This window comes from Proteus sp. G2618 (assembly GCF_009915995.1).
In the GTDB taxonomy this organism is placed as follows: domain Bacteria; phylum Pseudomonadota; class Gammaproteobacteria; order Enterobacterales; family Enterobacteriaceae; genus Proteus; species Proteus terrae.
On record NZ_JAABNI010000004.1, the window covers coordinates 30,663 to 44,588 of the forward strand.

Here is a 13,926-nt window from a genome sequence, read left to right on the forward strand (position 1 = left end):
AATTTTAGGCAAAAAAATGCCCCAGTCGAAATAAAGTCGACTGGGGCAGCTAATATTCAGCTAAATCCGATTACGTGAAGTAAAAGGTCTGAAAGATAGAACATCTTACCTCTGTACCCTACAAGAGATAATGTACTCTATTTTATTGGTTAATAAAAGCCCTTTTGTAATTTTTTTTCACATGCAGACACGATTCAGCAATGTATTTATGTATTCAAACCATAAATAAATGTAGTTTAATTACATAATTATGAGACTTTAATCACTCACGTGAATATGATTAAAAATAGAACAAATCACACAAAAGGTGCGGTTTATCCTTAATGATTTTGTGATACGCTTATCGCGAGACCGTAGTAAATATGTAATTAGCGATAAAATGAGGTATCCATGGCTGTATTAACGCTCCTGCGTTTTCCAGATGAGCGTCTGCGCAGAGTCGCAGTACCAGTGGAAAAAGTAGATGACGAAATACGCACATTAATCGATGACATGATTGAAACCATGTATGCAGAACGAGGTATTGGCTTAGCGGCACCTCAGGTTAATGTATCTAAACGCATTGTTGTAATTGATGTTTCTGAAAACCGAGATCAACCGATTGCACTTATCAATCCTGAAATTATCAGCACTGAAGATGAAGTGATGGATATGATGGATGGGTGTCTATCTATTCCAGATTCTTTTGCCCCAACAGAGCGTTATCGCTTCTTAAAGGTTAAGGCATTGGATAGAAATGGTGATGAAATTGAACTTGAAGCCTCTGATTTGTTTGCAGGCTGCATTCAGCATGAGTTAGACCATCTTGATGGCAAACTCTTTATTGACCATTTATCTCCGTTAAAACGTCAACGTATTGAGAAAAAACAGAAGAAATTGAGCAAACTGATCGACTCACAAGTTGCTTAATTATTCACTTATCTCTTTTTCACATTTTGATAAGTTTTGACATAAAAAAGCTCGGCAATTAACCGAGCTTTTCTTTTTTCTATCCTAATACAGATAAATTCTCACTGTCTTTCTCTCCATCCCTTATACAATAGATTTAAAATTTCATCAGTAAATCACTTGAGGAAAAAATGGAAAATAGTCGATTTAAGGATTTATGTGAACAACTCAAAGCCGCCGGCGCAACGAACCCAAAATCATGGGCAAATAGTGAATTACAAGAAAACATTCCACAATTTGCACGCTTCCTTGTGTTAAAAGGGCTCACCGATATCTATCGTGATGTTGAAGGAAATCTCAGTGAAATGGATATTTACTCTGATGAAGCACCCGAAGTACATCAAAAGCTAGCTTCCCAATTTGATGAGCAAGAACTTAAGAAATTACTGCATTTCTATGGTAAATCAATTATTGGAAAAGTAATTGATATGCTTGATCAAGGCTATCTTTATGACGTGAATGGTAATGTGGGTTGGTCTTTGATGGAACTCGATAACGAAGGCACCACAACAGATAGGTTAATCCAAGGTTTGCATGAAGACTTTCTTGAATTTGAAGAGTCTGAACTTGCTCTAAACAGCAAAGCATAAATAAAAAGGGCACAATCCTGTGCCCTTTTCTAGTTAAAAATAGTATTTAAAAACTAGTGTGCTTCATCCCAATTATTGCCGACACCCACTTCAACTTTTAACGGAATAGCTAATTCCATACTACTTTCCATTAATTTGTGGATCATGATATTTGCATTCTCCAAATAAGACTCTCGTACTTCAAATACCAATTCATCGTGTACTTGCATAATCATATGCACATCATCAGAGCATTCATTGCAAATCCAATTATCTACAGCAATCATCGCTTTTTTGATGATATCAGCAGCAGTACCTTGCATTGGGGCATTGATTGCCTCACGCTCTGAAGCTTTACGACGAATAGCATTCTTTGAATTAATTTCTGGTAAATAGAGACGACGACCATCTAACGTTTCAACATAGCCTTGTTCAGAAGCTTGCTTACGTGTGCGCTCCATATAGTCCAAAACACCCGGATAACGTTCAAAATAGAGATCCATATAACGCTGAGCTTCTCTTCTCTCAACACCAATTTGTTGAGATAAGCCAAAGGCACTCATGCCATAAATAAGACCAAAGTTTATCGCTTTCGCACTACGACGTTGTTCAGAGGTCACTTCCTCTAAAGGTATGCCAAATACTTCAGATGCAGTTGCACGGTGAATATCTTTACCTTGAGCAAAGGCATCTAACAAACCTTTATCTTGCGATAAATGCGCCATGATCCGTAATTCAATTTGTGAATAGTCGGCAGCTACAATTTTAAAACCTTCACGCGCAATAAATGCTTGGCGAATTCGACGTCCTTCTTCATTTCTCACTGGAATATTTTGAAGATTCGGATCGCGAGAAGATAAACGGCCCGTTGCCGTTACCGCTTGATGATATGAAGTATGTACACGCTTCGTCTTACTATTCACCATCAATGGCAACTTATCAGTATAGGTTGATTTTAGTTTCGCAAGGCCACGATGCTCTAAAATTAAGCGAGGTAATTCATGGCTGTGTGCTAATTCTTCCAATACTTCTTCATTGGTGGACGGTGCCCCTTTCGGGGTTTTCTTGATAACGGGTAATTGCAACTTATCAAATAAGATTTCTTGTAACTGTTTAGGTGAAGAGAGATTAAACTCTTGCCCCGCTAACGCAAATGTCTCTTTTTCGATTTCAGCTAAACGTTGTGTAATCTCTTGAGATTGAACCGCTAACACTTGAGCATCAATTAATACCCCTTTGCGTTCCATTCTAGAAAGCACAGGAACTAGCGGCATTTCGATATCGCGGTAAACATGTTTAAGAGGCTCAATGGCTTCTATTTGAGGATACAACGCTTGATGAAGTAATAAAGTGATATCCGCATCTTCAGCAGCATATAACGTTGCTTGCTCAACCTCAATTTGGTTAAAAGTCAGTTGACCTTTACCTTTACCCGCTATTTCTTCAAATGTTGTGGTTTTATGGTTTAAATGTTTTTCAGCCAACGTATCCATATCATGTCGATTACCTACGCTATTTAATACGTAAGATTCCAACATCGTATCAAAATGAATACCGTTTAATGCGATACCTTCATTTTCCATAATGCCACGGTCAAACTTCAAGTTTTGCCCAATTTTTAAAATATTTTTATCTTCTAAAATGGGTTTTAATGCAGCGAGCACATCATTAACCGGAAGCTGATCTGGTGCATCTAAATACTCATGACGCAGTGGAATATAAGCGGCTTTACCCGGCTCAATAGCAAATGATAATCCTACTAAGCGAGCATCAATATTATTTAAGCTGTCAGTTTCTGTATCGAATGCAAATGCTGGTGCCTTTTTGAGAAGTTCAACCCATCGCGCTAAGCTTTCGTGCGTTAAGACAGCTTCATAATTCTCCTGTGTAATAACAGGGAAATTAGCTGACGTTGGTACTTCCTTGGATTTTACAGCATCGGAGGTGTAAGGCACTGCGATTTTGTGTGTACTACGTTGTGCTAACCATCCACCATTCTGAAGATCACTTATCCAGCGTTTAAATTCATAACGCGTGAACATTTCTAATAATTGATCTAAATTTGGCTCATTAACCACTAAATCATCAAATGTTTTATCGAGTTCAACATCCGTTTTAATCGTTGCCAGCTTATAAGAAAGTTTTGCCACTTTCTCATGCTCCACCATTTTTGCGCCAAGTGTTTTAGCACCACGGAAACTCAAGGTTGCGATATTATCAAGCTGTTGATAGATATCATCTAAACTACCAAGCCCTTGTAAAAGGCCTAATGCGGTTTTCTCACCCACCCCCGGAACACCAGGAATGTTATCTGATGAATCACCCATTAATGCGAGGAAATCAATAATCAGTTCAGGAGGAACGCCATATTTTTCTTTAACTTCATCAGGGCCTAAAATAACGTTGGTCATGGTGTTAATGAGCGTGATCTTTGGTGTCACTAATTGCGCCATATCTTTATCTCCAGTGCTAATTAGGACATCACGCCCATCAGCCGCCGCTTTTAGTGCCAATGTTCCAATAACGTCATCCGCTTCTACACCTGAAATAGATAGCAAGGGTAAACCCATTGCTTGCACCATCTCATGTAAAGGCGCTATCTGCTCACGTAAATCATCCGGCATTGGAGGACGATTAGATTTATACTCCTCATACAATTCATCACGGAATGTTTTACCTTTAGCGTCAAACACAACCGCAACATGGCTTGGTTTATACTGTATTATCAGGCTACGTAACATGTTCAACACACCATACATCGCACCAGTTGGCTCACCTTGGCTATTGGTTAGCGGTGGAAATGCATGATAGGCGCGGTAAAGATATGAGGAGCCATCTACAAGGATAAAGGGGTTTTCTGCTATCTGGACCATAATCTGTTCATCATTGTTCTGAGGTTCGTTGATATGACTAGAATGCCACATCACAGCCCAATAGACGAATATTACCTGTTCTTAAATTCAGAAATTCGGCTTAAATACTCAATTATTTATTATTAGCCGAACTTAACAGAAAAATAAGTATGAATGATAAATTCATATTAATTAAAGTACTTTTTTATCAGAAACCACTCCCATTAATCTGATTCTAATTAGAAATAAAAACTAAAAAGTAAACTGACTAATTTATTTAGAAAGCATTTAAGATAGAACCATTGACTCATCATTAATATTAACGGTCATATTAGTGTCACCTTTTTCTACTAAGACTTTATTTTTTAACCTGCATCAAAACAACCTGTGGATAACTCTGTGAGTAGTTTTGTAACCCTCTCTATATTAATAAGTTAGGCTTCTTTTCAATTTATTAACATAATTAAAAAATCAATCACTTAGAGAATTTATTAAGATATTATAAATTAATCGTAGTATTTTTTATTAATGTGGATAGTTATATTATGACAAAAATATGAAAGTAAAAAAATAGCACTCCTATTTCTTGAGTGCTATTTTTCATATAAAAATCTATATACTTTTACTTAGTCCATATAGGAAAAGATTAAGCCTATATTATTTTTTCAGCAATAACTGATTCACAATATCAGAATATGTTTTTGCATACTCTTCTGGTGATTTTGCGCTGATACCATCATTTTTCATTTTATATTTACCGCCAATTATCATAGCTGGAACACCATTGATTTGAAAATCAGCGACAGCATTTTGTTGTTGGCTAACTAAAGAATTCACCACAAAGCTATTCATTGCAGCATCATAATCTTCGCCTTTAACACCAGAGTTAATAAAGGCATTACGGATATCGTCAACAGAACGGATAGATTGAGTTTCTTGAATTCCTTTAAATAAAACTGGAGAAACTTGATCTTCAACACCTAATGCCATTGCAACAGCCCAAGAACGTGTTAAATCTTTACCTAAAGGTCCTAAGAAATCAACGTGATAGCGGACAATGTTGGTATTTTCTGGCGCATTCTTTTCAACAGTGCTATTAACTTTATACACTTCAGAGAATTGATAGCAGTGTGGGCAATAAAAAGAGAAAAACTCAACAACATCAGGCGCCGAAGCAACAGGTTTAGAAAGGTTAGTGTACTGTTTTCCTTCAGAAATATCAGCAGCAGAAACACTGAATGCCAATACCATACTTGCTAACGCCAGCCAAATCTTTTTCATTTCTCATCGTCTCCTAAGAATTAATACATTGGACTAAGCTGTAAAGGAGGCTCATTTAATTGCTCCACTTGTCCCTTGAATAAGGCTAATTGTTTAAACCAAAAATCTTGCTCTTTAAACCAAACAAAAGCGCGTGGGAAAGCAGGATCATTCCAGCGTTTTAATACCCATGCGAGGTAATGCACCATTCTCATCGCTCTTAGTGGTTCAATTAATGACAATTCACGTAAATCAAAATCTTGGTATTCATAATAAGACTCAAGGATCGTATCTAATTGTATAACCTGCTCTTGCCGTGAGCCATTTAATAGCATCCAAAAGTCTTGTACCGCAGGTCCCATTCGGGAATCATCAAAATCAACCATTACAACTTCATCACGCCACAATATATTACCGGGATGGCAATCACCATGTAGCCGTAATATTTGCCATGCAGAGTCCTCAATTCTAGGATGCACATCATAAATAAGTTTATCTATAACCTCTATAAATTTAGGTTTGAGGTTATTAGGAATTAACGCACTACTTTCAAATTCCAATTTTGGTGCTATCAGATATTCTGCAATAGAAACTGTTGGTCGATACTCATAACTCTTTTTTCTGCCTATTTGATGAATGCGCCCTAATGTGCGTCCTACTTCTTCTAGCTGAAATAAATTATCAGTTTCATATGCTCTTCCCCCTATGCTGGGGAATATTGCAAAATAAAAGCCATCATCAGAAAGATGAACTGTCTCATTATTAATGATTAAAGGGGCAGCTACGGATACCTCTGCCTCCTTTAATGCTAAAACAAATTCATGTTCTTCTTTTATTTGTTCATACGACCAACGTTGTGGGCGATAAAATTTCACCACATAACGTTGTCGATGTTCATCCATAAATTGAAAAACACGATTTTCATAGCTATTTAATTCCGTTAACCCTGATTCAGGATAAAAACCGATTTTAACTAACGCATCCCAAATGTTATCAGGTGAAAGTCCCTGAAAATTAAATGAGGCAGACATTTCCATTTTCTATCCTGAACTTAATCTTTAATCACGCCACGAGCACGTAAAATGGCGGTTTTAAAATCTTCTTCGTAATCTTTTTTCAGTCCTGGTATCACATCTGTCGGTGCTGAACCGCGCATTTTCAGATGGTAAATCAAAATATCATCAGTCAGATCAGATAATTGACCTTTAAAACCCGCTTCATCAGCCAGTTTCTGCAATAATTGAACTAAGTTTAAATCAGAATTTTCTTCCCAAACTGGGTGCAGTAATTCCATAACTTCATTAAGACGGTGACATTTCATACAAAAAATCCTTATTATTAATTACAACAACAAAGTACCAATTATTATCTGATAGAAAAAGGAAACCTCTGTCAATATGCGTAAAGATTACGCTTTTTTGATAAAAATTGCTGTCGCTTTACATGAAATCTCATTAAGTCGATATTCTTTATTAGTATATCGTCTTTACTTGATAAAAATCGTTCGGAAATTTTAGCCAATTTATTCACAAATATTGAATATGAAAATGAAGAATATTACAGGTGGTATACTTGCGGGTGGCCAAGCAACACGAATGGGAGGTGCTGATAAAGGGCTTCAAATTCTACATGGACAGCCTTTATACCACCATATAGCCCAAAAACTAGCACCTCAAGTTGATAGCATACTGATTAGTGCTAACCGAAATTTAGAACAATATCGCCAAAGCCAATATCCCGTTATTACCGATGAAATAGAGGGGTTTTCAGGGCCTTTAGCTGGCATGCTTACGTTATTAAAACAAGCCTCAACACCTTGGGTTGCCTTTGTACCCTGTGATGTCCCCTACTTTCCTCTTAATTTAGTTGAAAAACTCTATAAACAAAGAGGAGATGCATTAGCCGTTTATGTTGATGATGGTGAAAGAGAGCATCCTACCTTAGCACTGTTAAATCGACGTATTATTCCTATGCTAGAAGCTTATTTAGCACAAGGTGATCGAAAATTAATGTTGTTTATGAAGCAGATAAATGCGCACCCGGTTTTGTTTGCAAATCAAGCAAATGCTTTTATTAATTTAAATACCCCTGACGATATTGAAAAAGCCAACAAATTAGAAAAATAGGAATGAAAAATATGGCACAAGTAGATTTACCCCTTTTAGGGATAACCGCGTGGAGTGGAACAGGTAAAACGACACTCCTAAAACAACTTATTCCACAATTACGCAAAAGAGAAATTCGTGTAGGTATGATCAAACACACTCATCATGATATGGATGTGGATAAACCTGGAAAAGACAGCTACGAGCTTAGAAAAGCAGGAGCAGATCAAACATTAGTCGCAAGCCAACAACGTTGGGCATTAATGACAGAAACTCCAGAACTCCCAGAATTAAATTTGTATTACCTCGCTTCTCGCTTTGATGCGAGTAAGCTGGATTTAATCTTAGTGGAAGGATTTAAAGGCGAAACTATTCCTAAAATTGCCCTTTATCGCCATATCAACGACCGTGATTTTAATGATTTACTTGATGAGCACGTTATTGCCGTCGCCAGTGATTGTGATTTAAGCGTCGATTTTCCATTACTCGATATCAACGCACCTGAGGCTATTGCAGAATTTATTGCAGATTGGCTGAAGCGGATGAAATAAAAATCTCAAATAATAAAGCGCCCTATAAAGGCGCTTTATTTTCAATGAAACAGAGGAAATTAAACAAAAATAATTGCTTGATAAGGCTGAAGAATTAGGTTGCCTTGTCCATCTTCCACTATTGGACTGTTATGCAAATAAATATTCTTAGCGTTAATAGTTAGTGTTTTTTCTTCACCACTAAAATTACAGTAAATATTGACTGAGTTGCCTTCATAAGTACGCTTAAAAGCAATCACATTTTCTGGTGAATCTAATGGCAAAAACTCACCGTAAATCAGAATATCACTGATCTCTGAATGTCGTCTTAATGCAATTAATTGTTGGTAATAAGCGAAAAGAGAGTGCTTATCTTGCGTTTCTTGTTGCGCATTAATATCGACATAGTTAGGGTTAACTTTTAACCAAGGTTTACCTGTACTAAAACCACCATTTATTTCGCTATTCCATTGGAAAGGTGTTCGTGAATTATCACGACTACGGTCATTAAAGTACTCAATAATTTGCTCGTCGCTATAACCTAATTTATTGCCCCATTCATACAATTTAAAAACATGTAAATCATCATGTTCCTCTAATGTCATCGGACAATTTGTCATGCCAATTTCTTGCCCTTGGTAAATAAAAGGCGTTCCTCGTTGAGTTAATAAAAATGTCGCTAGCATTTTGGCACTAATAGGGTTAATGCCTCCTTTAGGGAGAAATTTATTTAATGAACGAGGTTGATCGTGATTTTCTAAATAAGGCGCTCCCCAGCCTACTCGTTGAGTATCTAATTGACTTTTAATAAATACCGGTTTTAATCTTTCACCTGTAATAGGGTTAATGGTAAATGGCTTTTCATTGCGGATATCTAAATCAGCAATACTAAAATCAAATACCATCGAGAAATAACCATTATCACCAACATAAGCACATAAATCTTTTTCAGGTACGTCAATTTCTGCAACTGTCATACTATTTGCTGGCTTAAAAGTGTTCTCAGCTAATTCAGTTAAGAACTTATCAATGCCAGGTTGATTTAAAACCCAAGGTACTAAAGATGCAGAACCATCATCTTTGTCGGGTTCAAATTGATGTTCAGATAAGGCTTCAGGAGATTTTTTTAAATTACCAATCGCATCAATACGAAATCCAGCAACACCTTTTTTGATCCAGACATTAATCATATTGATAATGTCTTTACGTAATTGTGGATTTTCCCAATTTAAGTCCGGCTGTTCAGGGCCAAATGAATTGAAATACCAACGATTTGTTTTTCCAACACGACTCCAAACAGAGCAGTCAAAATAAGTGCGTAAATTATTAGGAGGAGTCGGCTTATCCCATTGTTTAAATATATAATAATCGGCATATGGGCTATTAGGATCTTCAATTGCGGCTTTAAACCATGGATGCTCATCAGAAGAGTGATTTAATACTAAATCTAATAGAATTTTAATATCACGTTTTTTAGCTTCGCTAATTAGCTTATCTAACGCGTTATTATCCCCAAAGATAGGATCGACAACAGAATAATCAGCAATATCATAACCATTGTCTTTCATTGGCGATTTAAAAATGGGGCATAACCAAATAACATTTGTACCGAGTGACTGAATATAATCTAATTTCTCTGTGATCCCTGCTAAATCCCCAACACCATCCCCGTTACTATCAAAATAACTCTTAGGATAAATTTGATAGACCACCGCTTCTTTCCACCAAGTATTAGACATATTCGCCTCACTAAGGTAATTAGTATATATGGAACAGTTCCATAATTAATATAAGATACTATAAGCATTAAAAGAGAGGGTAAGGTAATTAACATACTAAAATGTGAAATAGCTCATACTAAAAAAACACAATTACCTCAATAAAGATGGGTTTGTCATAATCATATTAAGATATATTAGGTCATCAACTAATTCAAAGGAGCAACAGCATATTCAATGGCCGGGATCCGTGATGTCGCAAAAAAAGCCAATGTCGCAGCAAGTACTGTTTCTAGAGCATTAAATAACAGTGGTTATGTATCTCAAGCTGCACGAGAAAAAATAAAGAAAGCGGTAGAGGAATTAGATTATATTCCTGATACTTGGCTAAGAAATTTATATCAACAGAAAAGTGCAGTTGTTGGTGTCATTATTAATAGCCTTGAATACCCTTATTTTGCGACAGTGACACGTTTTATTGAAAATAAGCTCGCTAAAAATGGCTATAGCATGATGTTATGTGCAACACAAAATAGCAAAGTACGCGAACGTATATTTTTTGATATGCTTAAACGTGGTCAGATCGACGGTATTATTGCAGAATATCTATTATTGGATGATAGTGAGTATCAACATATTCAAAAGCCTGTGGTAACACTAGATCGTCATCTTCGTGATATTCCATTAGTTTGCTCGGATCACCATACTGGCGGTCGATTAGCTGCGGAACACCTTATTCAAAAGGGTTGCAAAAAAATCCTCTACATTGAAGATAATTCAAGTTATTTATCATCAACACCTTCATATCAAAGCTGTTTAGCTTTTAAAAAAACGCTTATTCAGGCAGGTATTAAACCTATTCTATGCAAAGTAAATTGGAAAGAAGAGGAGAAAGATTATTTTCACTCTTTTGCCACAAAAATACTTTCTTTGCATTCAGATATTGATGCCATTTTTGCCGCTGATATTCCCGCAATGGCATTATTTAATGAAGCAACAAGACGAAATATTGCCATTCCAGAACAATTAAAAATCGTTGCTTACGATGGAAGCCCTTGGTTAAATCAGACACTGCGCCAATTAACTTGTATTGAACAGCCCTTTGAACAACTGGCTGAAAAAAGTGTAGAAGTGATTAGTGCATTAATTGAGAATAAAGAAATAGCAGATAACGTCTCTGTTATTCCAGTGAAGTTTATTCAAGGTGAAAGTAGTTAAGACATAATTTATAAATATTTACGTATTTCAATGAATTATAGATCAGGTGCTAATAAAGGTAGATTGTTATAAGGTATTCTAGAAGACCAACTCATATGTTTATAAAAACACATTTTATCGACATAACATATCGATACCATAAAAAACGCCAAAGAAAGTTGCCCGTCTTTGGCGTTTTATTTGATTATATTTTACTTCGAAATTGAGTAAAAGCTATCGTTCTTATTTTGCAGGACGAACAGCAATAACTTCAATTTCTACACGCCATGCTGGATTTGCCAGTTTAGCGATTTGGAACGTTGAACGAGCTGGCAGTTGTTCAGTTTTCGAAGCATCAAAGTACTTAGAATAACCGTCCATAAAGCCTTTAAAGTCCATCTCACCTTTAGTTTCTTCTCCACCGACTAAGAAGACTTGCATTTTAACAACGTCTTTCATGTCTAAGCCAAGTTCATTCAGGTGAGTTTTGATTTGCTCTAATACACTGATAGTTTGTTCTTCAGTGTTACCATAAGAAGCCAATACACCTTCTGGCGCATCTGCTGATTTCTTAGCGGGTACTTTGCCACTTAAGAAAACAAGGTTGTTACCTGCACTAACTTCAACAGACTCCGAAATAGGCATACCGTTTAATTTATGGTGCACAACACCCTCCGCATTCGCACTTGCTACACCAAAAATAAAAGGTAGGGCAACAAGTAAGCTTTTATAGCGCATGAAAACTCCTTAATATGTTTAATTTACAGTAAAACAAGGGGTTACTTATTTCTTAAAACGATCCATACTAAATGGCGTTGGATCAATAACTGGTTTTTTGCCCGTTACGATATCAGCAGTAACTTCACCTGCTGCTGGGCCCTCGGTCATACCCCATACTGTCGCGGTATTAATAACCAGACCAGGGTATTCTTTGACCTCAGAAATAATTGGTAATTCATCAAATGTTGGACTAACAACAGCACCCCAACGTTCAACGACTTGTGATTTTTCAAATACTGGGAATTCCGCTTTCATTCTTTGGAATACAGCATCTAAATGCTCAGTATTTTGTGTTGCTGTTGCAGTACGATATTGTTCAAACGGTGTTTTTTCATCTAATTTCCAAGATGTTGCCATCTTGAATGAATTAAATAAGTCTTCACCAATAGAGAATTCTAATGGCAGCTCACCACCACCTAACAGATGCATAAACTTAGGCCCTAACAAGAAGCTATCTTTCACGATAGAACTTGTGAAAATACGTGGTGCGACAGCATAAGTACCATCGGCTTGTTCACGGAAGTGAATACCATTTGGTAAATGCACATTGCCACGAGGTGCGCCCGGAACACCTGATACACGTTGCTGTGATAAGTAAACATTCAGCGTTGGAATATCAATGCCCATGTTACCCATAAATAAACGTGACCAAATACCACCCGCAAGAACAACGTGAGATGTTCTAATTGCGCCTTTTTCTGTTACAACATCAGAAATTTTACCACCCGCAGTTTCGATGCCTCTTACAGCGCAGTTGGTGTAGATTTTTACGCCAATTTGTTTAGCGTAACGAGCTAATGCAGGTGTTCCTGTTTCTGGATCAACAGAACCTGAGTCTTCTTCAAAAGCGGCAACAGTCCACGGTGTTTGGGCACCAACAAGACGGTTTGATAACTCTTCACCTTTAATAATGCGAGTATTTAATGGTGTATCAAATCCAGCCGTTTCTTTAGCTGTTTTGATCCATGCTTGAGCTTTATCAAACGCTTTTTCATCAGCAAGGGCTTCTACACGACCTTGTGTGCGATAACTAGTATCGGCACCAATTTTCTCGTTCATTCCACGCCATAAGATTTTCCCGTAATGGTGTAATGGGAAAATTTCTGGTGATGTCTGATAACTAATAATTTGGCTGTATGCTCGGCCTGATTGTTCACCGCCAATCTCGCCTTTTTCTAAAATAGTGACACTCATGCCACGTTCTGCAAGGTTGATAGCGGTCATGATACCTTGGATACCAGCACCGATAATCACTGCATCAGACTCTTTAGGCAGAGCACCCTCTGTACCTTCGACAAATGATACTCTAGATTTAGTTTCAACGAATTTGCCATCACGGCGAATCATTGGAACTAATGTAGCGCCACCAGCTAAAACACCCGCAGCACCAACACCTAAAAGCAGCTTTCTCCTTGAAATTTTCATCTTCTACCTCAGTAATGGATTTACCATTTATATTTATAATGTTATTCGTTTATTGCTTTAAAATTGAATAATAGCATAGTTCATTATATTGTTAATAATTATAATTATTTGTTAATCATTTCTCTAAACAACAATATCCACAGATACAACATGGTCAATTTAATCGATTTTTCTCATAAAAAAATAGCATTTAAAGACATTCTTTCTTTGAGGAACTATTTATTAATTAATAATAAACAAAGAGATAGCAACAAGATTTAAAATTGTTAATAAAAAATATAATTATTTATTTAATTAACATTTAGATACAAATCAACATGTAACTCTGTCAACATTTGTTTACAAAGTAAGCAAAACTCATCGCACGATTGTATAAAATAAAAAGATGCCCCTGATTCGTGATAACTTTTTACAAGGCGAGTAGTTTCACCTAATAACTGGTTTATTGGTCAGTTAGTAGACGAATATGCTTTTTGGAAAATACATAGAAAAGAGGATATTTGAGTTCGAAATAAAACGGGGAACAGTACAAATTTACACTG

The 13,926-nt window shown here is 36.6% G+C and carries 13 protein-coding genes; 5 read left to right on the forward strand and 8 right to left on the reverse strand.

Features of this window, described 5'->3' with window-relative positions:
* Window positions 1–56: 56 nt before the first annotated feature.
* Entirely contained in the window at window positions 57–104 is a 48-nt protein-coding gene (locus GWJ01_RS18990) for a hypothetical protein (RefSeq protein WP_438361642.1), read from the reverse strand.
* A 286-nt stretch (window positions 105–390) separates the two neighbouring features.
* Between GWJ01_RS18990 and def the strand changes: the two genes are divergently transcribed.
* Together def and GWJ01_RS00960 are read left to right on the forward strand one after the other, a co-directional pair.
* Window positions 391–909 (forward strand): peptide deformylase, encoded by a 519-nt coding sequence (gene def / locus GWJ01_RS00955; RefSeq protein ID WP_075673328.1) that lies wholly within the window; start codon window positions 391–393, stop codon window positions 907–909.
* 170 nt (window positions 910–1,079) lie between these two features.
* Window positions 1,080–1,538 (forward strand): hypothetical protein, encoded by a 459-nt coding sequence (locus GWJ01_RS00960; protein ID WP_109395013.1) that lies wholly within the window; start codon window positions 1,080–1,082, stop codon window positions 1,536–1,538.
* A gap of 53 nt (window positions 1,539–1,591) precedes the next feature.
* On the opposite strand, the gene polA is transcribed toward GWJ01_RS00960, so the two are convergent.
* The 4 genes from polA to GWJ01_RS00980 form a co-directional block, all read right to left on the reverse strand.
* Entirely contained in the window at window positions 1,592–4,390 is a 2,799-nt protein-coding gene (polA, locus tag GWJ01_RS00965; protein WP_161710593.1) for a DNA polymerase I, read from the reverse strand.
* Between the two features lie 636 nt (window positions 4,391–5,026).
* Entirely contained in the window at window positions 5,027–5,650 is a 624-nt protein-coding gene (gene dsbA / locus GWJ01_RS00970; protein WP_109395014.1) for a thiol:disulfide interchange protein DsbA, read from the reverse strand.
* Between the two features lie 20 nt (window positions 5,651–5,670).
* A complete protein-coding gene (locus tag GWJ01_RS00975; protein ID WP_109395015.1) occupies window positions 5,671–6,666 on the reverse strand; it encodes a serine/threonine protein kinase in 996 nt (331 codons plus the stop codon).
* A 14-nt stretch (window positions 6,667–6,680) separates the two neighbouring features.
* On the reverse strand, window positions 6,681–6,950 hold the full coding sequence (locus GWJ01_RS00980; protein ID WP_075673332.1) for a YihD family protein: 270 nt from the start codon (window positions 6,948–6,950) through the stop codon (window positions 6,681–6,683).
* A 220-nt stretch (window positions 6,951–7,170) separates the two neighbouring features.
* Here GWJ01_RS00980 and mobA point away from each other — a divergent pair, with 220 nt between their 5' ends.
* Window positions 7,171–7,755: a molybdenum cofactor guanylyltransferase MobA gene (mobA, locus tag GWJ01_RS00985; RefSeq protein WP_109395016.1), complete on the forward strand. Its 585-nt coding sequence runs from the start codon at window positions 7,171–7,173 to the stop codon at window positions 7,753–7,755.
* Between the two features lie 11 nt (window positions 7,756–7,766).
* Window positions 7,767–8,285, forward strand: a complete 519-nt coding sequence (gene mobB, locus GWJ01_RS00990; RefSeq protein ID WP_109395115.1) for a molybdopterin-guanine dinucleotide biosynthesis protein MobB — start codon at window positions 7,767–7,769, stop codon at window positions 8,283–8,285.
* A gap of 59 nt (window positions 8,286–8,344) precedes the next feature.
* Here the strand turns inward: mobB and GWJ01_RS00995 are convergent, their stop codons facing one another.
* Complete coding sequence (locus GWJ01_RS00995) at window positions 8,345–10,003, reverse strand: glycoside hydrolase family 13 protein (RefSeq protein WP_161710594.1); 1,659 nt, start codon at window positions 10,001–10,003, stop codon at window positions 8,345–8,347.
* 216 nt (window positions 10,004–10,219) lie between these two features.
* Here GWJ01_RS00995 and GWJ01_RS01000 point away from each other — a divergent pair, with 216 nt between their 5' ends.
* Window positions 10,220–11,200: a LacI family DNA-binding transcriptional regulator gene (locus tag GWJ01_RS01000; protein ID WP_109401570.1), complete on the forward strand. Its 981-nt coding sequence runs from the start codon at window positions 10,220–10,222 to the stop codon at window positions 11,198–11,200.
* A 222-nt stretch (window positions 11,201–11,422) separates the two neighbouring features.
* Here the strand turns inward: GWJ01_RS01000 and GWJ01_RS01005 are convergent, their stop codons facing one another.
* On the reverse strand, window positions 11,423–11,917 hold the full coding sequence (locus GWJ01_RS01005) for a RidA family protein (protein ID WP_069369589.1): 495 nt from the start codon (window positions 11,915–11,917) through the stop codon (window positions 11,423–11,425).
* Between the two features lie 45 nt (window positions 11,918–11,962).
* Window positions 11,963–13,384: an NAD(P)/FAD-dependent oxidoreductase gene (locus GWJ01_RS01010; RefSeq protein ID WP_109395019.1), complete on the reverse strand. Its 1,422-nt coding sequence runs from the start codon at window positions 13,382–13,384 to the stop codon at window positions 11,963–11,965.
* Between the last annotated feature and the right edge of the window lie 542 nt (window positions 13,385–13,926).

Excerpts from the sequence above, each read along its gene's own strand:
- GWJ01_RS00960 (WP_109395013.1), top strand. The coding sequence starts at position 1,080 with ATGGAAAATAGTCGATTTAAGGATTTATGTGAACAACTCAAAGCCGCC.
- mobA (WP_109395016.1), top strand. The coding sequence starts at position 7,171 with ATGAAAATGAAGAATATTACAGGTGGTATACTTGCGGGTGGCCAAGCA.
- mobB (WP_109395115.1), top strand. The coding sequence starts at position 7,767 with ATGGCACAAGTAGATTTACCCCTTTTAGGGATAACCGCGTGGAGTGGA.
- GWJ01_RS00995 (WP_161710594.1), bottom strand. The coding sequence starts at position 10,003 with ATGTCTAATACTTGGTGGAAAGAAGCGGTGGTCTATCAAATTTATCCT.
- GWJ01_RS00975 (WP_109395015.1), bottom strand. The coding sequence starts at position 6,666 with ATGGAAATGTCTGCCTCATTTAATTTTCAGGGACTTTCACCTGATAAC.
- dsbA (WP_109395014.1), bottom strand. The coding sequence starts at position 5,650 with ATGAAAAAGATTTGGCTGGCGTTAGCAAGTATGGTATTGGCATTCAGT.
- GWJ01_RS01000 (WP_109401570.1), top strand. The coding sequence starts at position 10,220 with ATGGCCGGGATCCGTGATGTCGCAAAAAAAGCCAATGTCGCAGCAAGT.
- polA (WP_161710593.1), bottom strand. The coding sequence starts at position 4,390 with ATGGTCCAGATAGCAGAAAACCCCTTTATCCTTGTAGATGGCTCCTCA.
- GWJ01_RS00980 (WP_075673332.1), bottom strand. The coding sequence starts at position 6,950 with ATGAAATGTCACCGTCTTAATGAAGTTATGGAATTACTGCACCCAGTT.
- def (WP_075673328.1), top strand. The coding sequence starts at position 391 with ATGGCTGTATTAACGCTCCTGCGTTTTCCAGATGAGCGTCTGCGCAGA.
- GWJ01_RS01005 (WP_069369589.1), bottom strand. The coding sequence starts at position 11,917 with ATGCGCTATAAAAGCTTACTTGTTGCCCTACCTTTTATTTTTGGTGTA.
- GWJ01_RS01010 (WP_109395019.1), bottom strand. The coding sequence starts at position 13,384 with ATGAAAATTTCAAGGAGAAAGCTGCTTTTAGGTGTTGGTGCTGCGGGT.